This is a genomic window from Mucilaginibacter sp. OK268 (assembly GCF_900103125.1).
Lineage (GTDB): Bacteria > Bacteroidota > Bacteroidia > Sphingobacteriales > Sphingobacteriaceae > Mucilaginibacter.
In genome coordinates, this window is the sequence record NZ_FNJV01000002.1 from 1,124,854 (window position 1) to 1,149,279 (window position 24,426).

Annotated in this window: 17 protein-coding genes; 11 read left to right on the top strand and 6 right to left on the bottom strand. The window is 41.6% G+C overall.

What is annotated here, in order from left to right; genetic code table 11:
* The first annotated feature begins 71 nt into the window (after positions 1-71).
* The 3 genes from BLR84_RS10440 (at position 72) to BLR84_RS10450 (ending at position 8,054) form a co-directional block, all read left to right on the top strand.
* Positions 72-5,270 (top strand): translocation/assembly module TamB domain-containing protein, encoded by a 5,199-nt coding sequence (locus tag BLR84_RS10440; protein ID WP_090467545.1) that lies wholly within the window; start codon positions 72-74, stop codon positions 5,268-5,270.
* Positions 5,271-5,274: 4 nt separating this feature from the next.
* Positions 5,275-7,536: a translocation and assembly module lipoprotein TamL gene (locus BLR84_RS10445; RefSeq protein ID WP_176852020.1), complete on the top strand. Its 2,262-nt coding sequence runs from the start codon at positions 5,275-5,277 to the stop codon at positions 7,534-7,536.
* A gap of 92 nt (positions 7,537-7,628) precedes the next feature.
* Positions 7,629-8,054: an aspartyl protease family protein gene (locus BLR84_RS10450; protein ID WP_090467549.1), complete on the top strand. Its 426-nt coding sequence runs from the start codon at positions 7,629-7,631 to the stop codon at positions 8,052-8,054.
* Positions 8,055-8,385: 331 nt separating this feature from the next.
* On the opposite strand, the gene gyrB is transcribed toward BLR84_RS10450, so the two are convergent.
* From gyrB to BLR84_RS10465, 3 genes are all read right to left on the bottom strand, one after another.
* The gene (gene gyrB / locus BLR84_RS10455; protein WP_090467551.1) at positions 8,386-10,344 is read right to left on the bottom strand and encodes a DNA topoisomerase (ATP-hydrolyzing) subunit B; all 1,959 of its coding nucleotides are present in this window, start codon (positions 10,342-10,344) and stop codon (positions 8,386-8,388) included.
* A gap of 133 nt (positions 10,345-10,477) precedes the next feature.
* Positions 10,478-11,356, bottom strand: a complete 879-nt coding sequence (locus BLR84_RS10460) for a hypothetical protein (protein ID WP_090467552.1) — start codon at positions 11,354-11,356, stop codon at positions 10,478-10,480.
* A 50-nt stretch (positions 11,357-11,406) separates the two neighbouring features.
* Positions 11,407-12,402, bottom strand: a complete 996-nt coding sequence (locus tag BLR84_RS10465; RefSeq protein ID WP_143013881.1) for a hypothetical protein — start codon at positions 12,400-12,402, stop codon at positions 11,407-11,409.
* A 297-nt stretch (positions 12,403-12,699) separates the two neighbouring features.
* Between BLR84_RS10465 and BLR84_RS10470 the strand changes: the two genes are divergently transcribed.
* Together BLR84_RS10470 and BLR84_RS10475 are read left to right on the top strand one after the other, a co-directional pair.
* Positions 12,700-13,293 carry an OmpH/Skp family outer membrane protein gene (locus BLR84_RS10470; RefSeq protein ID WP_090467555.1) on the top strand — a complete coding sequence of 198 codons (594 nt, stop codon included), beginning with the start codon at positions 12,700-12,702 and terminating at the stop codon, positions 13,291-13,293.
* Positions 13,294-13,417: 124 nt separating this feature from the next.
* Complete coding sequence (locus BLR84_RS10475; protein WP_090467556.1) at positions 13,418-13,897, top strand: nucleoside deaminase; 480 nt, start codon at positions 13,418-13,420, stop codon at positions 13,895-13,897.
* A 190-nt stretch (positions 13,898-14,087) separates the two neighbouring features.
* On the opposite strand, the gene BLR84_RS10480 is transcribed toward BLR84_RS10475, so the two are convergent.
* Positions 14,088-14,501, bottom strand: coding sequence for an RNA-binding S4 domain-containing protein (locus tag BLR84_RS10480; protein WP_090467558.1), 414 nt, complete (start codon positions 14,499-14,501; stop codon positions 14,088-14,090).
* Between the two features lie 384 nt (positions 14,502-14,885).
* On the opposite strand from BLR84_RS10480, the gene BLR84_RS10485 reads away from it, so the two are divergent.
* Entirely contained in the window at positions 14,886-16,322 is a 1,437-nt protein-coding gene (locus tag BLR84_RS10485) for an N-acetylneuraminate synthase family protein (protein ID WP_090467559.1), read from the top strand.
* 84 nt (positions 16,323-16,406) lie between these two features.
* On the opposite strand, the gene BLR84_RS10490 is transcribed toward BLR84_RS10485, so the two are convergent.
* Together BLR84_RS10490 and BLR84_RS10495 are read right to left on the bottom strand one after the other, a co-directional pair.
* Positions 16,407-17,204: a DUF4249 family protein gene (locus tag BLR84_RS10490; protein WP_090467561.1), complete on the bottom strand. Its 798-nt coding sequence runs from the start codon at positions 17,202-17,204 to the stop codon at positions 16,407-16,409.
* 16 nt (positions 17,205-17,220) lie between these two features.
* Positions 17,221-19,548, bottom strand: a complete 2,328-nt coding sequence (locus BLR84_RS10495; RefSeq protein ID WP_090467744.1) for a TonB-dependent receptor — start codon at positions 19,546-19,548, stop codon at positions 17,221-17,223.
* A 237-nt stretch (positions 19,549-19,785) separates the two neighbouring features.
* On the opposite strand from BLR84_RS10495, the gene BLR84_RS10500 reads away from it, so the two are divergent.
* The 5 genes from BLR84_RS10500 to BLR84_RS10520 all read left to right on the top strand — a co-directional run bounded on the left by BLR84_RS10500 (position 19,786) and on the right by BLR84_RS10520 (position 24,284).
* On the top strand, positions 19,786-20,856 hold the full coding sequence (locus BLR84_RS10500; protein WP_090467563.1) for a sensor histidine kinase: 1,071 nt from the start codon (positions 19,786-19,788) through the stop codon (positions 20,854-20,856).
* Entirely contained in the window at positions 20,853-21,575 is a 723-nt protein-coding gene (locus BLR84_RS10505) for a LytR/AlgR family response regulator transcription factor (RefSeq protein ID WP_090467565.1), read from the top strand. The genes BLR84_RS10500 and BLR84_RS10505 overlap by 4 nt, the downstream gene beginning before the upstream one ends.
* A gap of 163 nt (positions 21,576-21,738) precedes the next feature.
* A complete protein-coding gene (locus tag BLR84_RS10510; RefSeq protein ID WP_090467567.1) occupies positions 21,739-22,554 on the top strand; it encodes a 2,3,4,5-tetrahydropyridine-2,6-dicarboxylate N-succinyltransferase in 816 nt (271 codons plus the stop codon).
* Between the two features lie 99 nt (positions 22,555-22,653).
* A complete protein-coding gene (locus BLR84_RS10515) occupies positions 22,654-23,640 on the top strand; it encodes a glycosyltransferase family 9 protein (RefSeq protein WP_090467569.1) in 987 nt (328 codons plus the stop codon).
* Positions 23,641-23,717: 77 nt separating this feature from the next.
* On the top strand, positions 23,718-24,284 hold the full coding sequence (locus BLR84_RS10520) for an L-threonylcarbamoyladenylate synthase (protein ID WP_176852021.1): 567 nt from the start codon (positions 23,718-23,720) through the stop codon (positions 24,282-24,284).
* The last annotated feature ends 142 nt before the right edge of the window (positions 24,285-24,426 follow it).

Sequence of the window (24,426 nt, forward strand, 5' to 3'; positions counted from 1 at the left end):
ATAATTATTTTTAGCGTACTATTTGATTATTTTTATACCGAAGGATCATCGCCCTTGAAAAATTTATACAGTTGAAAAAAATTGGACGAATAGCCCTAAAAACCATACTCTGGATAATTGCAAGTATCCTTTTCCTGGTGCTGCTTGTAGTTGTTCTGATTCAGGTTCCTGCCGTGCAGAATTTCGCCAAGGATAAAGCGGTGAATTTTATACAGGGAAAGATCCATACTAAAGTACAAATAGGTCACATCAGCCTGGGCCTGCCTAAATTACTGGTATTAGAGCATGTTTATTTTGAAGACCAGAAAAAAGACACCCTGATTGCCGGCGAAAAATTAAAGGTCGATATCAGTCTGTTTAAATTACTTGATAATAAGGTGGAGATCAACGAGATCAATCTGCAAGGCATCACAACCAATGTAAGCCGTGGGGCCGATAGTGTTTTCAATTTCGATTATATTATCAAGGCTTTTGTAGGCGAGCAAAAAAAGGAGGTAAAACCCGAAGACACCACCTCGACCATGAAGTTCTCGTTGGATAAGATCATTCTTGACCGCATCAATATCAAGTACAAAGATAAGATCACGGGTAACGATGTTAAATTCCTGCTCGGGCATTTTGATACCCGGATAAAAGACTTTGATATGGATAAAATGAAATTTACCATACCTAAGATCACGCTATCAGGTGTTAACGCGCGTATCATCCAAACACCAACCGGCCCTCCTCCGGTTGATACCGCCACCACACCGCTGAATATGGATCTGAATTTGGGTGTTATTGACGTATCGAAGATAAAAGTAGACTACCAAAGCAGCGAAATGACTGCGAATGTAGATCTGAACAAACTTTTGGTTGATATGGATAAGATCGACCTTAAAAAGCAAAAGGTGGGCATTAAAAGCATTGACCTGAATGATACTAAAGCAGCCTTAAGCCTGGCTAAACCCAAAACCGTACAAAAAGCTATTGTAAAAGCAATTAAAAAACTGGACACCCTGGTATCATCGCCACAAACATCAAAATGGGCGGTTACTTTGGGTAAAGTAAATTTCAGCAATGATAATATCAAGTTTGATAACGAAGCACAGAAGGCTATCCCTAAAGGGCTTGATTTTGGGCACATGGATATCCGAAACCTCAATGCCGGGGCCGAAAATATTTCTTACAACCCTGATACCATCTCAGGCAAGATCAATTCATTTTCTTTTAGTGAAAAAAGCGGACTAAAGATCAATAAGTTTCATACCGCATTCTTTTACGGACCAACCAACGCCTATATGAATGACCTTTTGTTGGAAACGCCGCAAACCGTTCTTCAAAAATCGGTTCAGGTGCGTTATCCATCCATTGACGCCATCACCAAAAACATCGGTGCGCTGGGCATCAACGCTAATTTAGACGGAAGCCGTTTAGGTTTAAAAGATGTGTTACTGCTGATGCCTACTATGGCTACTATGGAGCCATTCAAAAGTTCACCGGGAACGGTTTTCAAAATAAATGGTAAAGTTAAAGGTCAGGTGAATAATCTGGATATCCCCAGCCTGGAGGTAAGCGGATTAGGCATTACCCATATTAAAGCCTCGGCCAAAATGAAAGGCCTGCCCGATGTGAATAAGGCTTATTTTGATGTTAACATAGTCGATTTTACCACCAGCAGCACGGATATTGCCAAATTAGCCCCAGCGGGCAGCATCCCTCCTAACGTAAGCATTCCCGAAAAAATGAACCTGAAGGGTACATTTAAAGGCGGCATGACCAACTTTGATACTAAAATAGCCCTGCGCTCCAGCTATGGCGCGGTTGACCTGGTTGCGGCCATGAAAAATGGTGAGCATAAAGGCAAGGAAATTTATACAGCTCATATCAAAGCCAATGATCTGAATGTTGGCGCTTTAACCAAACAACCACAAATGGTTGGCAAAATAACGATGGACGCTAACCTAAAAGGTGTAAGTCTCGATCCTAAAAAAGCCAGCATACAGTTTAATGGCAACCTGGTAAAAGCTTATGTAAAGGGTTATACCTATCAAAACCTTGTGCTGAAAGGCAGCTCTGAAAATGGTAATTATACCGCCGTTGCCCGCATGAAGGATCCTAATATTAATTTTAGCCTGGATGCCAAAGCTTATTTAAACCGCAAGTATCCATCAGTTAACGGAACTTTACTGGTTGATAGCATCAACCTGCAAAAGTTGAATTTTGTAAAGGACGATATGCGTTTTCATGGCAAAATGGTAGCCAACGTACCTACCGCCGATCCTGATTACCTGAACGCCGATATATTGGCGACTGATCTGTTGGTAGTAAATAAAGGGCAGCGTATACAATTGGATACGGTAAGCCTTAAATCGACAGCCAATGCCGATAGCAGTACCCTGCGTTTAAAAACCCCAATTATGACAGCGCATATGGCCGGCAAATACAAGCTTACCCAAATAGCCGATGCCCTGCAGGATGTGATCAATAAATACTTCAATACCGCTATAGCCGGTGGGCAGCAGGTAGCTGAAAAAAGTCAAAAGTTAAAAGTTAAAAGTCAAAAAACTGAACTTACTACTCACCGCTCACCACTCACTCCTCACTATTCTCCCCAACAGTTTGTGTTTGACGCTCGCCTGGTTAAAACGCCACTGCTTACCCAATTTGCGCCCGATCTGAAACAGCTCGACCCTGTAGTGCTGAATGGCAGTTTTAACAGTGAGTCGGGCGAATTGATGGTTAAAGGTTCCATCCCTAAAGTGATTTACGGCACCAATACCGTTAATAATGTCAAGCTTGACATTAATACCAACAACAACGCGTTAAACTACAATTTGGCTGCTGATGAGATAAAAGTAGGATCATCCTTAGACCTGTTATATACCAGTATATCGGGCAAAGCGCAGGATAATAAGCTTAACGTAAGTTTGGAAGTACGCGACGCGGCCAAAAAAGACAGATACCGCCTTGCCGGGATATTTAGCGTTTTACCAAACCAATATCAGTTCAGTTTTGCACAGGATGGCCTGCTGCTCGACTATTTGCCCTGGGCCGTTAGTCCCGACAATTACCTGCAATATGGCCCTAAAGGAATACTGGCGCATAACTTTACCATTTCCAATACCAACCAGATACTTAGTGTAAACAGCAATCCGCAGGAGTTCAACGCTCCTATTACCGTTAATTTCAACAATTTCCGGATCGAGGCCCTTACTAAAATAGCCAAACAGGATTCCTTGCTGGTTGGCGGCGTAATTGATGGCAACGCCGAGATCAGTAATTTTCAGAAATCGCCCATATTTACAGCAGCCATTGATGTTAAGGATTTTAATTTCAAGGGCGATACGGTTGGCAATATAGCTGTTAAAGTAAATAACCAAACCGAAAACGCCTATGCTGCCAGCATGAGCATTACCGGCAAAGGTAACCAGGTTGATCTGAACGGCAGTTACTATACCAGCCCCGAAAGCAAGTTTGATATGAACCTGAATATTGTAAACCTCAGCATGAAAAGCATAGAGGGTTTTAGCTTTGGGAGCTTGCGTAATGCCTCGGGCAACATCACCGGCCAGCTCAAAATAACCGGTACCACCAGCGCACCAGCCGTACGGGGTGATATCAATTTCAATAAGGTTGGCTTTAATGTGGCCATGCTCAATTCGTACTTCCGCATGCCACAGGAAAGCATCACCTTTAACGATGAGGGCATTCGTTTTAATGATTTTACCTTAGTCGATTCTACCGATAATAAAGCCGTTATCAGCGGCAGCATTTTCACCAAAACGTATACCGATTTTGCCTTTGGCCTGGATATCAATGCCCGAAACTTCAGGGCCATGAACTCTACCCAGGCTGATAGCAAATTGTATTATGGCAAATTGTTCCTGGACACGCGTGTTAAAATAAGGGGAAATATGGACAAACCCATTGTAGATGCCAACCTGACAGTAAATGAAAAAACAGATATGACAATAGTGCTGCCCACTACCGATCCAAGCGTGGAGGATCGGAAAGGTGTGGTAGAATTTATTGATCAGAATGCCCCTAAATTAGATTCCATCCTACTGGCCAAACAGCTTGATTCGCTAAAAAAATCAAACTTGAAAGGTTTGGATGTATCAGCAACTATCAATGTAAATAAAAATGCTGCCTTTACCGTAGTAATAGATGAAAGTAATGGTGATGTTGTTCACCTCAAAGGCGAGGCAAGCTTAAATGCAGCCATCGATCCAAGCGGCAAGATCAACCTTACCGGAACTTACGAGGTAAATTCAGGATCCTATGAGCTATCATACGCTACTGTAAAACGTAAGTTTAACTTTAAAAAAGGCAGTACCATTGTTTGGACCGGTGATCCCACCAGCGCTAATATCAACCTGACAGCTATTTATGTGGCCAATGTGCCCCCTATTGATCTGGTTGAAAATCAAAATACTGATAGCAACTCTGGTCTATACAAGCAAAAACTACCCTTCAACGTAAATCTGAGCCTTAAAAACCAACTACTTACTCCTGATATTAGCTTTGATATTGTACTGCCTGATAGCTCCTATAATGTATCAAACGATGTAATTACTAACGTCAATACGCGTTTGGCCCAGGTACGGCAGGATCCTAATGAAATGAACAAACAGGTACTGGGTGTATTGGTACTGGGGCATTTTATAGGGGACAACCCACTGCAAAGCCAGGGAGCAGGCTTTTCTGCCGAGGGTTTAGTACGTAACAGTGTAAGTGGCCTACTCAGCGATCAGCTAAACAAACTGGCAGGCAACCTCATTGAAGGGGTTGATCTGAACTTCGGTTTAACTTCAGGCGAAGATTATTCCACAGGAACGGCCACCAACCGAACGGATTTGAATGTGGGCTTGTCCAAGCGTTTCCTGAACGACAGGCTTACGGTAACCGTGGGTAATAACTTTAACCTGGAAGGAAATCAGCAAGGCCAAAAGGCAGCCAATATAGCGGGCGACGTATCCGCGAATTACAAGCTGAGTAAGGATGGGCGCTATACGCTGCGTGCTTACCGTCGCGATGAGTTTATTGTATTCCAGGGCCAGATCATTGAAACCGGTTTAGGGTTCACACTTACGGTTGATTATAATCGCTTTAAAGAGATATTCCGCAAGCGTACGCAACAGGAACGCGAAATGCGCCGCAAATACCTGCAACAGGAAAAAGACAAGAAAAAAACGCAGGACGACGCTACTAATAAAGCCAATGACGCGGCAAAAGCTGAGGAACAAAAAGAGCAGGAAAAGAAACAACAAACCCCCACCTCAAATTAAGCTTATGATCAAACACTTTAGATATATACTCATACTAACTGTTTTGCTGAATGCCTGTAGCAATACCAAGTACCTGGCTTCCGGCCAGAAACTGTATACCGGCGGTGAAGTAAAAATTCAGGATAAGGATATCAAAAAAAGTGATGCCAAAGCGCTAAGTGAGGAGCTGCAACCCCTGCTACGCCCTAAACCCAATGGCGCTATACTGGGTTTAAGGGTTAAATTATGGATATATAACAAAACCCGCACAAAAAAAACAAAGGGCCTGGCTCACTGGCTCAATACCAAATTTGGCGAGCCACCTGTTTTAGCAAGTTCGGTTAACCTGGAAAATAATAGCAACATATTACAAAACAGGTTACAGAATGAGGGTTATTTTCAAGCCCAGGTTATTGGCGATACCATTGGTAAGAAAAAAACAGCTAAAGCAGTATATAACGCCAAACCAGGACCTGCCTACAAAATACGAAAAGTGATCTTCCCGCATGGTACGGAAAGTATTGATACAGCCGTAACGGGAACCGCCGCACAAACGCTTTTAAAACCTGGAAATAACTATAATCTGGATATTATTAAAAACGAGCGCATCCGCATTGATGCCAAACTAAAGGAAGAAGGTTTTTATTACTTCGCCCCCGAAAACCTGATCATGCGGGTTGACAGCACGATAGCAGGTCATCAGGTTGATATCTTTGTGGCAATTAAACGCGATATTTCAGAGAGGGCGCAAGAAATTTATACCATCAATAATATTTACGTATATCCAAGCTACTCCCTGCGCGATACTTCCCTTAATTTGGATAAAGCACAAAAATACCGCTGGTACAATATTGTTGAAAAAAGAAAAACAGTGAACAGCTATATTTTTGCAAATACTGTTTTACTGCACCCCGGCGAGGTGTATAACCGTACCGATCATAATAATTCCCTAAACCGTTTTGTAAACCTGGGGCCATATAAGTTTGTAAAAAACAGGTTTGAAGATGTAACAGATTCATCCAAATTGGATGTGTACTACTTTTTAACCCCTTACAAAAAGAAATCCCTACAGTTGGAACTACTCGGCCGCACCACCTCAGCCAACTATACCGGTACGCAGATAAACATCAACTGGCTTAACCGGAATGCCTTCAAAGGTGGCGAAGCTTTAAAAGTAACCCTCTTTGGTAGCACCGATGTGCAGCTTGGCGGCGACAACAGCGGCTTTAACGTGTATCAGGCCGGTATACAAACAACCCTATCATGGCCACGTTTTATTAGTCCGATATATCCAAAAGCCGATAACGCCTATATCCCTCATACTAATTTTACCCTGGGGTACACGCTGGTTGATCGCCAGAAACTATACAGGCTTAACTCTTTTAATGCCTCTTTTGGATATCAATGGAAAGAGTCGGTTCATCGTTCGCACGAGTTAAACATTTTCAATTTTAACTTTGTTAATCCACAGAATATATCCAAATTGTATCTGGACAGCATTAATAACCCGAAAAACACAAATCCGGCTCTAAAACACGTTATTGATAAGCAGTTTATTTTTGGCCCAAGCTATAGCTACACCTTTACCAATACCACCGAAGATTACCGGACCAACACTTTCTATTACAACGGTAAAATAAGCCTGTCGAACAATTTATATGGCATTATTGCCGGGGCTGATACCTTGAACGGTAAAGTAAAGCAAATTTTCGGAGCCGTATTTAACCAGTTTGTGAAGCTGGAAAACGAGATCAGGTATTTCCATAAAACCGGCCCTAACAGCACTTTTGCCAGCCGCTTAATTGTAGGTGTTGGTTTACCTTACGGCAACTCCACCCAACTACCCTATAGCCAGCAGTTTTTTATAGGCGGACCAAATAGTTTACGTGGTTTCCAGGCCCGTTCATTAGGTCCGGGATCATATGACCCAAGGATTGAAGGGGGTACAAATGGCTTCCTTGCTGATGAATCGGGCGATATAAAAATTGAAGCGAATGTGGAGTATCGTCCAAAATTGTTCAGTATAGTGCGCGGTGCATTGTTTGTTGACGCAGGTAATATCTGGCTGTTGCATACCGGTGGCAGACCCGGGGCTGCTTTTGGTAAAAACTTTGTGAATAACATGGCTGTTGATGCCGGTTTTGGTTTGCGCTTTGACTTATCCGTATTGGTGCTTCGTACCGATATGGGCTACCCGCTCCGTACGCCATACTTACCAGAGGGACAACGCTGGGGCTTTAATTCGCGATATGCCGTATTTAACCTGGCCATCGGGTACCCTTTTTAATTTAATTATTGAGTTAGTGAATTATTGAATGAAATGTTGATTTTTGTTCGTTCTACAGTTGAGCTTTAGAATCACTAACTCAAAATTAAAAAATGACATCTATCCCCCTACAGATCATTGATCTGCATGACGACGGTTTTCACCCCTTACTTGAAGTTACCCTGTTTGGAAAAGCTTTTACAGTAGTGCTGGATACCGGGGCTTCTAAAACTGCATTTGACCGCACCGCGCTTTTCGAGGCCAATGAAACCATGGCGGTATTAGCCAGCGATAGGCTCTCTACCGGATTGGGTACCAATACTATGGAATCTTTCACAGCAGTCATCAGTGGGATGTTGATAGGCGATATGAAGATCGCTGATTTTGAGGTGGCAGTGCTGGATCTTTCTACCATCAACATAGCTTACAGTCAGATGGGGCACCCGCAGGTATTAGGTGTTTTGGGCGGCGATATATTGATGAAATATAAAGCAATGATTGATTATGGCAAGCAGGTACTGAAACTCAAAAAACGTTAACATCAATCTGAGTTTGCAATCGGGAAAAAACTTTTTAAACCTTAAATTTTAACACTTTTCGGACCAAAATTGGGTGAGAATCGGTCGAAAATTGCTCTAAAAACCCTCATTTTAACACTTTTTAACAAATTTCAACACAGATTTGAGCAGTTTTTGAAACTTTAAAAAGTAATAATATATTGATTTACAATATATTAATCAAAATAAACTCCATTTTACACCCTTTTAAATCCTCTTTAAAACGCCAGCAGCCCCATACTTTTCGGTACAGGCCTGCTGATATTTTATAAGATTCTAAATCCGAAATCGAATATTCGAAATCCGAAATAGCCTATGTATCTATCTTTGCGTATTTGGCATTGCGCTCAATAAATTCGCGGCGTGGCGCTACTTCATCACCCATCAGCATGCTGAAGGTATGATCGCACTCGGCGGCGTTTTCAATGGTGGCGCGTTTCAGTGTACGGGTGGCCGGGTTCATGGTGGTATCCCAAAGTTGGATATCATTCATCTCACCCAAACCTTTATAACGCTGTACGTGTACGCTATCCTCTTTACCTCCGCCTTTAAGGCGTTGTATAGCGGCATCGCGCTGCACATCATTCCAGCAATATTCAGATTCCTTGCCTTTTTTAACCTGGTATAATGGCGGCGAGGCGATGTATACATAACCGGCCTCAACCAGCTCCTTCATATAACGGAAGAAGAAAGTAAGGATCAGCGTAGTAATGTGCGAACCATCCACGTCGGCATCCGTCATGATAATGATCTTGTGGTAACGCAGCTTGGTTATATTTAAAGCCTTATCATCGTCAGGTGTACCGCGGCTTACGCCCAGGCCGGTAAACATGTTCTTGATCTCCTCGTTCTCATATATCTTGTGCTCCATGGCTTTTTCCACGTTCAGTATCTTACCACGTAATGGTAAAATAGCCTGGTATTCGCGGTCGCGGCCCTGTTTGGCGGTACCACCCGCCGAGTCACCTTCCACCAGGTATATTTCGCAAAGCGAAGGGTCGTTATTAGCACAATCAGATAGTTTACCCGGCAAACCAGATCCGGTCATTACGCTCTTGCGCTGTACCAGTTCGCGGGCCTTGCGGGCAGCGGCACGGGCAGTAGCTGCCAGTATCACTTTATTAACGATCAGCCTGGCTTCTTTGGGGTTTTCTTCCAGGAAGTTACCCAAAATTTCGCCCACAGCCATATCCACGGCACCCATTACCTCGTTGTTACCCAACTTGGTTTTGGTTTGCCCCTCAAACTGCGGCTCCTGAACTTTTACCGAAACTACAGCGGTTAAACCCTCGCGGAAGTCATCACCGGTGATCTCGATCTTCATGTTTTTCAACAAGCCCGATTTATCGGCATAAGCTTTCAGCGTACGGGTTAATCCCCTGCGGAAACCGGCCACGTGTGTACCGCCTTCAATAGTGTTAATGTTATTTACGTAGGAGAATACATTCTCGGAGTAAGTATCATTATACTGAAAGGCCAGTTCAACCGGGATACCGTTTTTTATACCATCCAGGTAAATAGGATCGGGGATGATAGATGTACGGGTGCCATCCAAAAACTTAACAAACTCGCGTAAGCCACCTTCAGAATAAAACTCTTCACCTGGGAAAGTTCCGTCTTCGTTGGGGATACGCTCATCGGTTAAAGTAAGGCGGATACCTTTATTTAAAAATGCCAGTTCGCGTAAACGACCGGCAAGTGTATCATACTTATACTCGGTAGTAAGTGTAAATATTTCCGGATCGGGCTGAAAAATAATGGTAGTACCTCGTTTTTCGGTATCGCCAATGGTTTTAACATCATATTGAGGCTTACCTTTTTCGTACTCCTGTGTCCATATTTTATCTTCCCGGTAAACCAAAGCCTGCAGGTGAGTTGAAAGCGCGTTAACGCAACTTACACCCACACCGTGTAAACCGCCAGATACCTTGTAAGTATCCTTATCAAATTTACCGCCGGCGTGTAATACCGTCATTACGATTTCCAATGCCGACCGCTTTTCTTTGGTAGTTATCCCGGTTGGGATACCACGGCCATTATCTTCAACCCTTATACCGTTATTTTTTAATATAAAAACCTTTATGGTGTCGCAGTGACCGGCCAGGGCTTCGTCAATAGAGTTATCAACTACCTCATATACTAAATGGTGCAAACCTTTAACGCCTGTATCACCAATGTACATGGACGGACGCTTACGAACCGCCTCTAAACCTTCTAATACCTGTATATTATCTGCTGAATAATTGGATTTGTCCTGATTTTCTTCGCTCATATTTATTTAGTACAACAACCTTCAAAAGTACGAAATTAACACGAGATTAACGATTAGTTGTTGATAAAAAAGCGCACAAAATACTACCCTCCGCATATCGCAAGGCTTCATTACTTAACTCCAATTCAAATGATCAGAAAGGTTTACCAATAGGGGTCCCCCAATCTGAACTAAGTGTTATTTGAAACTGACTATTGGTAACAGGAGCAATCTTTCCGGTTAATATGGTTTTGGTATTGGGGCTGCAAGTAACATTGGGTATTGCCTTTGTTAGCACGAGTACGTTCTGCGCATCATAAAAGTTTAGGGTTACCGTAAATGGAGCCCCAGACTTTAGATTGAAAAAAGTTAACTGATAAGGTGTGGTAGCCCTGTCGGCCGCGGTAATTGTTTTTTGGTACGGAGTATAATTCCCACCCGCTCCATCCGGAAACTGCACTTTTACCAAGGCTGCATTAAAGGGTAGCGCGTCTGTTATATTTATTTGCAGCTGACCTACAATCCGGTCCAGAATCACATGCTGAGTAGTAGCAGATGCGGAAACATTTAGGGCGAATGTTTTCTTGAATATTTCTTCCGGGGGACTAAAGGAAAAGGTAAGTGGTGACCAGGTAGCATCTGAAGGATTACGTGCCGTTGGATTGAGGTAACCATAATCATTTGGGCCTTTTACACCTACAAAAGCAACGATATAAGCACCGGCCGGTACACTATCCCTGAAAGTTCCAAAATTTGGATCGCTTGAGCTCTGGGTTATAAAATCAGACTTATTGTTACTGGTATTATACACGCAAAAGTACAACCGGTCTATCGAATCTTTTAAAGAAGCATTTACAGCCAGGCTATTGGTTTTTTGCCCCGTAGCATTGATAGGCCCTACTTGTTGTGAAAATGAGGTTACGCTATAACTCAATTGATACATTTGGGGTTTGGTAGTATTATTTTGATGATCTTTTTTACATGAAAAAAGAAACAGGCAAGCTATTGATGAAAATAAAATTAACGCTTTCATTGATTCGGATTTAAGTGTTAAATAATTAAGCTTAATTAAAAAGCGTATTTTTAAAATGGCTGATTAATATTTGGATTCCAGTTGGTGGTAGACACGCCGAAACTATTCCCGCCAGGAGCCGTTCCGGAGCTTCCGAAAATACTTCCCGTTAATGTAGTTTCATGATTTGCCTGTAATACCACATTAGTCACCACCTTTTCCGCTAATAATACAGTACCAGTACCTCCTTGTGCAGGATTTTGACCGTAATACGTAATATCAACCGTAACCGGGGTATTTAACGAAATACAATAGGTACTGGCCACAAAATTGGTATAAGTATTAACATCCATGTGGGCATTATAATCAACGCTAAAAGTGTTTGTAATTGGTTTTGCAAAACCAATAGCTAATGGTTGAAACACTGTAATTTGTACGAAAGTGCCAGATGGCGGTAAAACGTCGGTTATTTTTAACGTCAGCTTTGAAACTACACGATCTAATACAACGTTTTGATTTATATCAGTCCCGGCCACGGTAAGACTAAACTGTTTATAAAAAGTATCGCCCCAACTTTTCATACCGTTATAATGAGCGCCGAAAAGATTTGCAGGTATAGTATAAAAACCCTGGCTGGTAAAACTGGCCAGTTGAGGGTTATAGGTTAACTGGCTGTTTGCAAATGTCGCAGGATTATAAATATCCATCTGGTCTTGGCCGCCGGCAACAATTATGGTATAAGTACCATCTCCCAGTTTATCCCCAAGTACTCCAAAACTCGGATCATTTGATTTTTGGGTAACCTGATGAAGTAAGGTACCATCAGACTTGTATACCAGGTATCGTATCTGGGTAATAAGGCTGGTTATAGGAGCGGCCGCTACCGCTTTGGTGCTATTTACAGTTACACCATTGGTAACCGGCCCTGAGGTTTGGGTAAACCCGCTTACATTGAAACTAATCTGGTGCAATACACCAGAGTCGCCTCCCTTATCCGGAGATTTATCTTTTTTACATGCAACAAGACACATGCTTAATAAAAATAAACAAGTAGAAATTTTTTTCATTGTCATAGTTTTACATTTAAAGTTACCATTTGTTTTGGGCTTATCTCAAAAAAATAATTTTATAAACGCATGACCTACAGGAATATTTAGCTCTTATGTCTAAAGACTATGTATGGGATTAGGATACTTGTGATGAAAGATTATCTTTGTCAAAATTTTTACTTAAAAAAGATAAACCTTCGTGTGCAGCTGCACAAAACGTTATAATTGCACAAAGGAGTTTGATAAGAATAAAATAAAGGCGCAATTTTTCACGATCGCCAGCTAAAATAAAACACGAAAAAATCAATTAATTAGATGAAAACTACGGCTTCAACATTAACAAAGTTCACATTAGGGATATTAATTGCCGGAAGCATAGCCGCCTGCAATCAAAATAAAACTGCCGACAAACCTGCTGCTACAACTGCACCAACCGAGGTTAAAGAGGCTATCGTATATGTAAATTCAGATAGCTTACTGAACAAATACGACTATTTTAAAGATATGTCAAAACGCCTGGAAGATAAAGGTAAGTCTTCACAGGGCGATCTGCAGGCTAAAGGCCAGGCTTTTCAGCGTGAGGTTGCGGAGTATCAAAAAAATGCGGCGACACTTCCTGCCGATCAGCGCCAGTCTACCGAGCAGCGTTTAGCACGTAAACAACAGGAATTACAAGGCTACCAGCAAAATGCCAATGCAGAATTTCAGAACGCGCAGGCAACTGAAAATGCTAAACTATATGATAAGATAGCCGATTTTACAAAAGGTTATGCTAAAGAAAAAGGATACAAACTGGTATTAACTTATTCAAAAGCCAACCCTACAGTATTATATGGCGATCCGTCGTTAGACGTTACTGCCGATGTGGTAAAACGCCTGAACGAAGCTTACGCTAAAGACAAAAAGTAAGGTTTTAGAATGTGCAGATTTCAGATGTGCAAATATGCACATGAGATCAGGCTTCAAAAAAAATCATAAAATATTAACTTTAAAAACCTCAACTTCGGCTGAGGTTTTTTTAATTTAGAAGTATATGCAAAATACGGTTCACGAAAAGTTTATGCAGATAGCTATTGAACTATCAGAATATAATGTAAAACAGGGCACCGGCGGTCCTTTTGGCGCCGTTATAGTAAAGGATGGAATGATTGTGGCCCGTAGTGCCAACCGTGTGGTACCTACCAATGACCCTACCGCTCATGCCGAAGTTTCGGTGATACGCCTGGCCTGCCAGGAATTGGGGACTTATGACCTGTCGGGCTGTGAAATATATACCAGTTGCGAACCCTGCCCTATGTGCCTGGGCGCTATTTACTGGGCGCGCATTGAAAAAGTTTATTATGCCAATACCAAGGCCGATGCCGCCGCTATTGGCTTTGATGATCATTTTATTTATAACGAACTGGAAAGCCCGATGGCCGAACGTAAATTACCTTTTGTACAATTGCTTCGCGACGAGGCCATAAAGGCTTTTAAGCTTTGGGAAACAACAGAAAATAAAACGGATTATTAAAAACTAACAGACTTGTCATCCTGAGCGCAGCGAAGGATCTATTAAGCACTTAGGATGACAATGTTGTAGAAGTTACCTAAAAAGGCCTGTCAGTCTGAGCTCCGTCGAAGACTCGCGCGCAGAGGCCCGCCCACCATGGTTCGACGGGCTCACCATGACATCCTGTTTTTATCCTTTAGAATATATCTCCCTATTCACTCTCCTCTTCCTTCTTGTCAAAATAATCGTCTTTCAGATCGTCAATTTCGCGGCGGTCGCGCTTAGTTGGGCGCCCTGTACCCCGGTCGCGTTTTAATATAGGCGCGTGAAACATGGATTTGAAAGCCTGGGTTTGTTCCACAGGAGTTATATCGTCATAAAAATTCACCGAGGTTTTAGCATCCACGCGATTTTCGAGTAAACCGGTTACACGCACCACTTTACGTTCAATTCCTTTAGCTACCTGGTAAGTATCACCAATTTTCACTTCGTATGATGGCTTGATATTTTTACCATCCAGTTTTACACGCCCCGCCTTGCAGGCATCGGATGCCAGGGTACGTGTTTTAAAAAGCCTGATGGCCCACAGGTATTTATCTATCCTCAGTTTTTCTTTTTCGGGCATGGGTAAAAGTCGAACTTCAAATTTAAGAAATCCCAGTTAATTATTTGGAGTAAAGACATAAGGAGCAAAGAACAAGGACTGAGGAAGTAAAGAAAAAGCCTTATTCCTTATGTCCTTGCTCCTTGTTCCCTATATCCTTGCTCCAAAACCAACACTGTAAATACAGAGTTAATTTACAGGCCATTACTTAATAATTTCATAATCTAAACTTCGCATTATGTAAAAGCTGCCGCCTTACATTTAATCAATTACAATAAATCCGGTTTGCCCGGTTTGTAAAAGAAAATATTAGTTATATAAAATAAAAAGACCACTGAAGGTCACAACCTAAAAATGGATTTTGCGCACGGCACGTGCCGATTAGCAATTTAATTCACAGACCCTATGAATGAGATCTTAAAACAAAAAGCGGCAGGTATCAAATTACTGATAACCGATTGTGATGGCGTATTAACTGATGCCGGAGTTTATTATGGCAGCAATGGTGAGGACCTGAAAAAATTTAACATGCGCGATGGCATGGGCGTTGAACGATTACGTAAATATGCAGGTGTACAAACCAGTATTATTACCGGCGAACTATCACCATCCATAGCCAAAAGAGCCGAAAAATTACAAATAACAGAGTTGCATTTAGGCATAAAAGACAAGGTGGCTGTTTTTAAAGAAATATGCGACCGCATGAACCTAAAGCCCGAAGAAATAGCCTATATAGGCGACGACCATAACGACCTGGAAGTAATAAGACTGGCCGGCTTAACCGCATGCCCTGCAGATGCCCTGCCCCGTATCAAAAACGAGGTGGATATCATCAGTACACTAAACGGCGGTGAAGGTTGCTTTCGCGAATTTGCCGAATTGATCATCGATGCTAAAAGCAATGCTTTTTCGGCCAGTAGCCTTAACGGTACTATTACCTTAAATAATGGCCGCATAATTGGTAAAGGCCAGCCAAGCTATATCATTGCCGAAATTGGTATTAACCACAACGGCTCGTTGGAAACAGCCAAAAAACTGATCGACGAAGCGGTTGCCGCTAAAGCCGACGCGGTTAAATTTCAGAAACGTACCCCGGAGATCTGTGTACCTAAGGATCAGTGGGAAATTATGCGCGATACCCCATGGGGCCGTATAACCTATATTGATTACAAACGCAAAACCGAGTTTGGTATCGCCGAATACGCTACCATCGATCAGTATTGTAAAAAGCTGGGTATCGACTGGTTTGTATCGGCCTGGGATGTGCCATCGGTTGATTTTATGGAGCAGTTTGATACCGTTATGTACAAGCTTGCCTCGGCATCATTAACTGATTTCGCACTGATACAGCGCATCCTGGAAACCGGCAAACCACTGATGCTGTCAACCGGTATGTCAACCATCAAAGAGATCGAGGCTACCATGAATTATGTGATGGCGTTTGATGAAAATTATCCGCTATTCATCGCGCATTCTACCTCGGCTTATCCATGCCCGCTACAGGAGCTGAACCTGAAAATGATACAAACCCTGGAAGCCAAATATCCGGGAATCCCGGTTGGTTATTCCGGTCACGAAACCGGCTTGGCCACTACCGTAGCAGCGGTTACCCTGGGCGCCACTTTTGTAGAGCGCCACTTTACACTTGACCGCGCCATGTGGGGATCTGACCACGCCGCGTCTGTTGAGCCACAAGGCCTGCAACGCCTGGTTCGCGATATACGCGATGTGGAAACCGCCCTGGGCGATGGGCAGAAGAAGGTTTACGAATCTGAGCTGGCCCCTATGAAACGCCTGCGGGTAAACATCAGCGACGAATATAAAGAGAAGCCGGTAGCCTAATTAATAAGTAATCCCGTATACTTTTACTTTCATGCACGAAAAGTAAAAGTATACGGGATTATCCTCGTAAAGATTTTCTTATTATTACTTCACCGTAATGGTTTTAGTTTGAGTAGTGTGCGCGCTAAAATAACCCAATGCTGATGGGCTAATATTATTGGGAGGATCAGAGGGAGTAACGCCTCCGCCCGGACCAGTATAGTTCTGCTGCATCAAAGTAAACCAATACGTATATATTTCTTTATCAACACACTGCATCTCGACAGTCACTTTATCGCCTGGATTTATACCAATATCGTTTTCCATTAAATCAAAACTTACACTATTTCCATCCGTAAAATCGTCATTATTAACCAACACGCGCTTCACCCGCACATCGTTTACCCACATCAGAAAATTATACTGGTTTGCTACCCCTTTCGAATCCAGGTAATGAACCGTTATTTTCCGTGTACCATCGCTACTGTTATAACTGCTGTTTGATGAGCTTACAGACCTTAAGGCAACCAGCTTAGGCATTACCGAACTGGCCTTGTAGGTTTTTCCATTGGTAACTATATTCACGGTATACGTGTTTCCTGCAACTCCAATCATTTTTGGGGTTGTGTACGTACCGGCAGGTGCTTCAGTAAATTTATAAACGTTACCAGCCTGGTCACTTACGGTAACCGTTGCGCCTGTTACCGGAGGATAGGTGTTGGTATTTGAAACAGCCACATTAGTATTAAGCTTTATAACTTGGGGACCCAGTACATCGGTAATGTTCCCTTCAATAACCAGTCTGTCTGTTTCATTATCCAGCCTGATATCGATCACCTTATCGCAGGAAGTAATAACCAGGATAAAGGAAAATAACATGAAATAAATAAGGGGAGTTTTCATAGGATCATGTTTTAGTTTAAAAATTAAAATTCCAGGTAACTGATGGTATAAGGGTTGCAAAAATGCTTGTCTCAACCGCCTCGGTAGTATTAGGGACGGTTTTACTATCTCTGAATGTTATGCTATAAGGATCTCTGTGCGCGTAAACGTTGTAAACACTGAATGTCCAGCTGGAATGGTACTTTTTATGTTCTTTCCCATCGAGTGTGGCACCAATATCTAACCTGTTTGATGAAGGCATGCGGCGCCCGTTTCGTTCGGAATAAGAAAAGGTAGTGAGCCCTCCCGAACTATATTTCCCGGTAGGATAGGTAACAGCGTTCCCGGTACCATAAATAAACGTGCTCGAGAAAGTCCACCGTTTATTGAGCTGATAAATACCAACAACAGAAACATCATGTGTACGGTCCTGCCTTGCAGGATAATAATGCCCGTTATTAATGTCATCAAACTTCCGTTCAGTGCGCGATAAGGTATAACCTATCCATCCATTAAAACGGCCATACTTTTTCTTCAAGAACACTTCCACACCATAGGCCCTGCCGCTACCGTAAGTGAGGAGCGACTCTACATCCTGATTAACTAAAAGCTGGGAACCATCTTTATAATCAATCTGGTTCTGCATCCATTTATAATATACTTCGGTTGAAAACTCAAAGGCATTATCGCTGAAATTCTTAAAGTATCCGGTTGATACCTGATCTGCTATTTCGGGCTTTATATTATTACTGCTCATCACATACAAATAGGTAGGCGTGTTGCTAGATGAATTACTAAGCAAATGAATGTTTTGAGTATTGCGGTTATAAGAGGCCTTTATTGAATTTTGATCGTCTATTACATAATTTGCTGTAAAGCGCGGTTCCAGATTTAAATATTTTTTTACGAGGTCGGTTTTGGAGTAATATATTTTTGAGCTTATAACATTGCCTGCGTCATCATAAGTTTTAAATGTTCCCGGGCCCAATAAAAATAATCCCCCTAATCTTAAACCATACAGAAAGGTCAAGTGCTTGTTAACTTTCCATTCATCACTGGCATACAGGGCATTTTCAAAACCGTGCCTTTTTTCTACATGTCTTTCGTTATAACTTGAGTTTTTTGGAGATGTTATATCTCCCGGTGTGATATCATGGAGCAGGATATTGAATCCAAATTTCAGCGTATGCTGATAACCGATGGAATACTGTAAATCCTCCTTTAAATTAATATCATTAATTTCAGACGTCGCTTTAAACGACCGTGTATTCTGAAGGCCCTGCACAACAAAGTTGTAACTGCTGTAAATAACAGAGGTATTGGAAAACAACCTGGTGCTAAATAAATGGGTAAACCTGAGAGTGCCGGTTTTATTTCCCCAATTGGTTCCTAAAACATCTTTTAAAGCCAAAACATCTCTACCGAGGTAACCCGAAATATAAATGGCGTTCTTATCATTAAAATGATAATTGGCTTTTGCATTAACATCATAAAAGTAGAGCGAGTTCCCTCTTATACTGGTATCTGTTGTGAGTTTTAAAAACAGGTCAACGTATGTTCTGCGGGCACTTACCATGAATGATCCTTTATCTTTTACAAGCGGCCCCTCAACTTTGATTCTCGAAGAAATAAGACCGATGCCACCCTGTACAGCAAAATCTTTATCATTGCCATCATTCATCTTAATATCCAAAACCGAAGATAAGCGGCCACCATATTCAGCCGGCATCCCGCCTTTATAGATACTCACATCTTTAATAGCATCAGAATTAAATGTTGAAAAGAAGCCTAATAAGTGCGACGCGTTATATATCGGGGCTTCGTCCAGCAAGATCAGATTTTGGTCTGATGCTCCGCCACGCACATAAAAACCGGTATTACCTTCACCAGCCGACTTAATACCTGGCAACAGCGTTATCGTTTTCAGGATGTCCCTTTCGCCTAACAGCACAGGCACCTGGTTAATTTGTGTCATATTCAATTTCTCCACACCCATCTGGGGCAATACAACATTGTCATTACTCAGCCGCTTGGCCCTCACAACAACTTCTTGCAAACCATTTTTGGGAGATAGTGATATATTAATAACCTGGTTTTTATGAAGAGATACTTTTTGAGCAATGGTGTTATACCCAACACAGGTAAATAATAAAGTGTATTCCCCTTCGGTAACGGCCAGTGAGTAAAAACCATAATTGTTAGTAGCCGTTCCAACCGCCGAAAGTTCCTGAAGGGTAACGGAGGCACCTATTAAGGTTTCACCTGTAGCAGCATCCTTAACAGTTCCGTTAATGGTAGCCTTCTTTTGAGCATAGGCGGCAATGGCGGTGAATGTTATGAAAATAGTAAAGATAGATTTGGCCATTTGCATATAGCACTAAGGTATCTTTATCGACCACTAAACTATTTTAATTTATACGAAACCCCGTATAAATTATAGCAAGTGCGCTATCGCTTATACTAAAAAACATGAGCGTTAAGCAAATTCAGATGAGTATTAATAAAATTATTAAACTAACATTTGGTATAATAATTTACACATTTGGTATAAACAAAACTTACACCCTGTTTAAAATGTTTATTTTTAAAAGATAGATATCCAATGAAACCTGAAACCGACACAAAGCAGTTAAATAATGATATGCTGATACAATTTTTAAGCAGCACGAAATATAGAATTTACAGGCATATCGCACTGGTCTTATTTCTCGGGGCTATATTTTCAAGTACCAAAGACACCTTTATTGAACCGGTTAACACGTATTTAAAAATCACCTTCTTTCTTATCCTGATGTTGCTGTTTTATATTAACATGTATGTGCTGATACCTCGTTATGTATTCAATGCCAGTTATGTAAAATACTTTATTTGGGTAATCATACTATTTGTTGTGGCTTTGTTATTTTTTGTATCCGGAAGATACCTGATCAATCCTTATTTTAAATTTCATTATAAGGCCAGCAACGAAAACACCAGTATCCTGCTCTTTACTTTTATAACGTTAATATTCCTGATCCTGATAGCCGCCTCTGCTGCCATTAAATTATTTCAGCACTCTATTATTGTTAACCAGCGTATCAATGATCTGGAAACTGTTACTATACAGGCAGAATTGGAGCAATTAAAAAACCAGATCAATCCGCATTTTTTATTTAACATGCTCAATAATGTTAATGTGCTAACACAAACCGATCCCGAAAAGGCATCACAAGTGGTAATGAAATTAAGCGACCTGCTCCGCTACCAGCTTTATGATAGTACAAGGAATAAAGTTTTACTCACAGCGGAGATCCGTTTTTTGGAAGACTTTTTGAACCTGGAAAAAATACGGCGTGATAACTTTGAGTTTATCATGTCACGTGAGGGAGACATCAGTGGTGTGCAGGTATCACCCTCGCTTTTTATTACCTTTGTTGAAAATGCTGTAAAGCACAACATGGATGCCGAAAACACATCCTATATTCATGTATTTTTTAAAGTAAATCATAACGAGATCAATTTTATTTGTATCAATTCAAAACCCCGGATAGAAGTGATCAGCAATAATGGTAATGGCGGGTTGGGGCTGGGAAATGTAAAGCGGAGATTGGAATTACTTTATCACGAAAAGCATTTTTTACGGATCCAGGATGATAAAGATAAATTTCGTGTAGACTTAAAGATTATCCTATGAATTGCATCATTGTGGATGATGAACCCTTAGCACGGGAGGCCATTCAATTATTTATTAACAAAACACCTAATCTACAACTACTTAATAGCTTTGGGAGTGCCAATGCCGCGGTAAAATTTATCAACGAGACCCCGGTCGACCTGATTTTTCTGGATATTCAAATGCCGGGCATCAGCGGAATGGAGTTTGCTAAAATGATACCAGCAAAAACTTTACTCATTTTCACTACGGCTTATGCAGAATATGCCTTAGAAGGCTTTGAGGTTGAAGCTATTGATTACCTCATTAAACCCATACGGCAGGAACGCTTTCTGAAAGCGGTGAATAAAGCACAGTTTTACCAGGATATTTTAAAATCCGATCATTCGAACAACAAAATTGAGAATATAGCGGAGGATTATTTTTTTGTTAAAGCCGACCGGAAATATATTAAGATCTATTTTAAAGATATTCTGTTTATAGAAGGACTTAAAGATTATGTAGTGATGCAAACCGACGATCAAAAGGTTATAACCGCCATGAATATAAAAACCATTCATGAACAGCTACCCCAAAATCAGTTTGCCCGTATCAGCAAATCTTATATCATCAACATTAATCAAATAACCGCTTTTGATAATAATACAGTGAACATACGCAAGTACGAAATATCCATTGGCAACGCTTACCGCACTTACTTTTTTGATGAATTTGTAACCAAGAAAATATTAAGCAGGTAAAGCCTGTCTCCCAAACCATTTAGGAGCTGTTGTTATTATTCGGCTTTAATTTCTGTAGTTTTAGCTGAATTAAACCGCGTTTTAAAAGGTTCGCGACTAATCGCCTAATTTCAACCAATTCTCCCTAAAATTCCTTTAATTTGCCAAAAGTTTAATTTTACCAATGCAAGATCTTAAAAAACTGATTGAGGATGCCTGGGAAGACAGGAATCTGCTGAACTATAATGAATATACCACCGCTATCGAAACCGTTATTGAACGGTTGGATAAAGGCGAGATCCGTGTAGCCGAACCAATTGGTTCACGCTGGCATGTGAACGAGTGGATTAAAAAAGCAGTAGTGCTGTATTTCCCTACCCGTCAGATGGAAGAAATTAAGGTTGGGCCTTTTGTTTTTCATGATAAAATGAAACTGAAGACCAATTATAAAGCTACCGGTGTACGCGTAGTACCTCATGGTATTGCCCGGTATGGCGCTTACCTGGCAAAAGGTGTTATCATGATGCCATCGTATGTAAACATTGGCGCTTATGTTGATGAAGGTACTATGGTTGATACCTGGGCTACTGTAGGTTCATGCGCGCAGATAGGCAAGCATGTGCATTTAAGCGGTGGTGTTGGTATTGGCGGTGTACTGGAGCCATTACAGGCTGCCCCGGTTATTATTGAAGACAACTGTTTCCTTGGATCACGCGCTATTGTGGTTGAAGGTGTGCATGTAGAACATGAGGCGGTATTAGGTGCCAATGTGGTTTTAACCGCGTCGACCAAAATTATTGATGTAACTGGTTCAACCCCGGTTGAATATAAAGGCCGCGTACCGGCACGTTCGGTAGTTATCCCGGGCTCATATACCAAAAAGTTCCCTGCCGGCGATTTTCAGGTACCTTGTGCTCTGATCATCGGTACCCGTAAGGAATCAACCGATAAAAAAACATCATTGAACGACGCGTTAAGGGAAAATAACGTAGCGGTTTAATTTAGATGTGAGACGTTAGATATGAGATTTGAGACTACCTTCTAAACGAAATAGTAAAAAAATCTCATATCTCATGTCTCATATCTCATATCTCAAAAAATGAAGATACTGATAAGACTGCCCAACTGGCTTGGCGATGTGGTGATGAGCACTGCATTTGTTAACGCGGTTGGTCAGCTTTATCCTGATGCTCAGATCGATGTGATCATTAAAAAAGAGCTCAGCAACATAGCCCCCCTTATACCAGGCTTAACCCAAATTCATCCTTTTTCAAAACAGGAGTTCAGTGGTCTTGGCGGCGTTTATCGCTTTGGTAAAAATCTGAAATCCGAAAAATACGACCTCTTTTTTAATCTGCCCCAATCGCTTTCCTCATTGGTGATGGCCTGGGCCACAGGAGCAAAAAAACGGGTAGGTTTTGGCAAAGAGGGCGGTTTTTTCTTACTGACTAACTCCCTCAAAAAGCCTGCTAACCAACACCGAGTTGACGAATATGTATCTTTACTGGAGCAATTTACCGGTAAAGCTATAACTCATAAGCAGGTAAAGCTAAATGTCCCCCTAACAGAGCCCAAACAAAATAACCGGATGCTGATCAATTTTAATTCCGAAGCATCATCACGCAGGATGCCGCTGGATAAAGGGCAGGCGCTACTGAATAAATTAACCGCTGCTTTTCCGGATATTACTTTTGGTTTGATCGGTTCGTCTAAAGAGACTGATTTTGTAAGTCAGCTTATTACCGGTTCTGAGAACCCCGAAAAGTTAGAAAACTATGCCGGCAAAACTGATCTGCCGGGTTTATGCAGCCTGATGGCGCAAAGCGCGGCCATGTTAACTACCGATTCCGGGCCGGCTCATTTGGCCAATAGTGTGGGTACGCCAGTTATCGTATTGTTTGGCGCCGGCAATGAGCATAACACCGCCCCTTATAACAAACAAAATTTAACCGTACTGCGTTATGGTAAACTAACCTGCGAACCTTGTGTGCGCAATACCTGCAAACTTTATGGAGTTCCGCGATGTATGGAACTGCTGGATGAATTGCAAATTATAAACGCGTTAAATCAAGAGTCAAGATATTAGAATCAAGAGGAAAAAATATTTAACTATTTTCCTGGTTCTTGACTCTTGGTTCTTGATTCTAATAAAATATACCAACCATGCTTAAAGACGAAGTTGCCAAAGCACTTAAAATAGTACAGGAAGGCGGTATTATCCTGTACCCTACCGATACCATCTGGGGTATTGGTTGCGATGCTACCAATACCGAAGCCGTGCAAAAGATCTATCGCCTGAAACAGCGCGATGAAGCCAAAAGCATGATCATTTTGCTAGATACCGAAAACAAACTGGAAAGCTATGTACAGGAAGTTAATGCCCTGGCTTATGACCTGATCGAATACGCCGAAAACCCTTTAACCCTGGTTATGCCGGGTGCTAAAAATATTTCACCGGCTTTAATAGCTCCTGATGGCAGCATCGGTATCCGGATTACCAGTCACCAGTTTTGCCAGCAATTGATACAGCGGCTGCGCAAACCGTTAGTGTCAACCTCGGCCAATATCAGCGGCAAGCCATCCCCGCAATATTTTTCACAGATCGACCAGGAGGTTATTGATGGTGTTGACTATGTAGTTGATATTGATCAGCATAGCAAAGAAATTAAAAACCCGTCAACCATTATGAAACTGGCTCCCGATGGTCGGTTTGAGTTTATACGCAGGTAGAAGAGAGAGTCAAGAGGTTAGAATCAAGAGACAAGACTAAAGCGCAAATTAAAAAGGTATAGCGACTTGTCTTGATTCCTGACTCTTAGCTCTTGATTCTTTTTTTATGTTTTAGAACTTAGGATTTACCATTACCTTTGAC

Coding starts and splice junctions, on each gene's coding strand:
- BLR84_RS10520 (WP_176852021.1), top strand. CDS start 23,718: ATGCTTAAAGACGAAGTTGCCAAAGCACTTAAAATAGTACAGGAAGGC.
- BLR84_RS10505 (WP_090467565.1), top strand. CDS start 20,853: ATGAATTGCATCATTGTGGATGATGAACCCTTAGCACGGGAGGCCATT.
- BLR84_RS10470 (WP_090467555.1), top strand. CDS start 12,700: ATGAAAACTACGGCTTCAACATTAACAAAGTTCACATTAGGGATATTA.
- BLR84_RS10445 (WP_176852020.1), top strand. CDS start 5,275: ATGATCAAACACTTTAGATATATACTCATACTAACTGTTTTGCTGAAT.
- BLR84_RS10510 (WP_090467567.1), top strand. CDS start 21,739: ATGCAAGATCTTAAAAAACTGATTGAGGATGCCTGGGAAGACAGGAAT.
- BLR84_RS10515 (WP_090467569.1), top strand. CDS start 22,654: ATGAAGATACTGATAAGACTGCCCAACTGGCTTGGCGATGTGGTGATG.
- BLR84_RS10490 (WP_090467561.1), bottom strand. CDS start 17,204: ATGAAAACTCCCCTTATTTATTTCATGTTATTTTCCTTTATCCTGGTT.
- BLR84_RS10475 (WP_090467556.1), top strand. CDS start 13,418: ATGCAAAATACGGTTCACGAAAAGTTTATGCAGATAGCTATTGAACTA.
- BLR84_RS10465 (WP_143013881.1), bottom strand. CDS start 12,402: ATGAAAAAAATTTCTACTTGTTTATTTTTATTAAGCATGTGTCTTGTT.
- BLR84_RS10460 (WP_090467552.1), bottom strand. CDS start 11,356: ATGAAAGCGTTAATTTTATTTTCATCAATAGCTTGCCTGTTTCTTTTT.
- BLR84_RS10485 (WP_090467559.1), top strand. CDS start 14,886: ATGAATGAGATCTTAAAACAAAAAGCGGCAGGTATCAAATTACTGATA.
- gyrB (WP_090467551.1), bottom strand. CDS start 10,344: ATGAGCGAAGAAAATCAGGACAAATCCAATTATTCAGCAGATAATATA.
- BLR84_RS10495 (WP_090467744.1), bottom strand. CDS start 19,548: ATGGCCAAATCTATCTTTACTATTTTCATAACATTCACCGCCATTGCC.
- BLR84_RS10480 (WP_090467558.1), bottom strand. CDS start 14,501: ATGCCCGAAAAAGAAAAACTGAGGATAGATAAATACCTGTGGGCCATC.
- BLR84_RS10450 (WP_090467549.1), top strand. CDS start 7,629: ATGACATCTATCCCCCTACAGATCATTGATCTGCATGACGACGGTTTT.
- BLR84_RS10500 (WP_090467563.1), top strand. CDS start 19,786: ATGAAACCTGAAACCGACACAAAGCAGTTAAATAATGATATGCTGATA.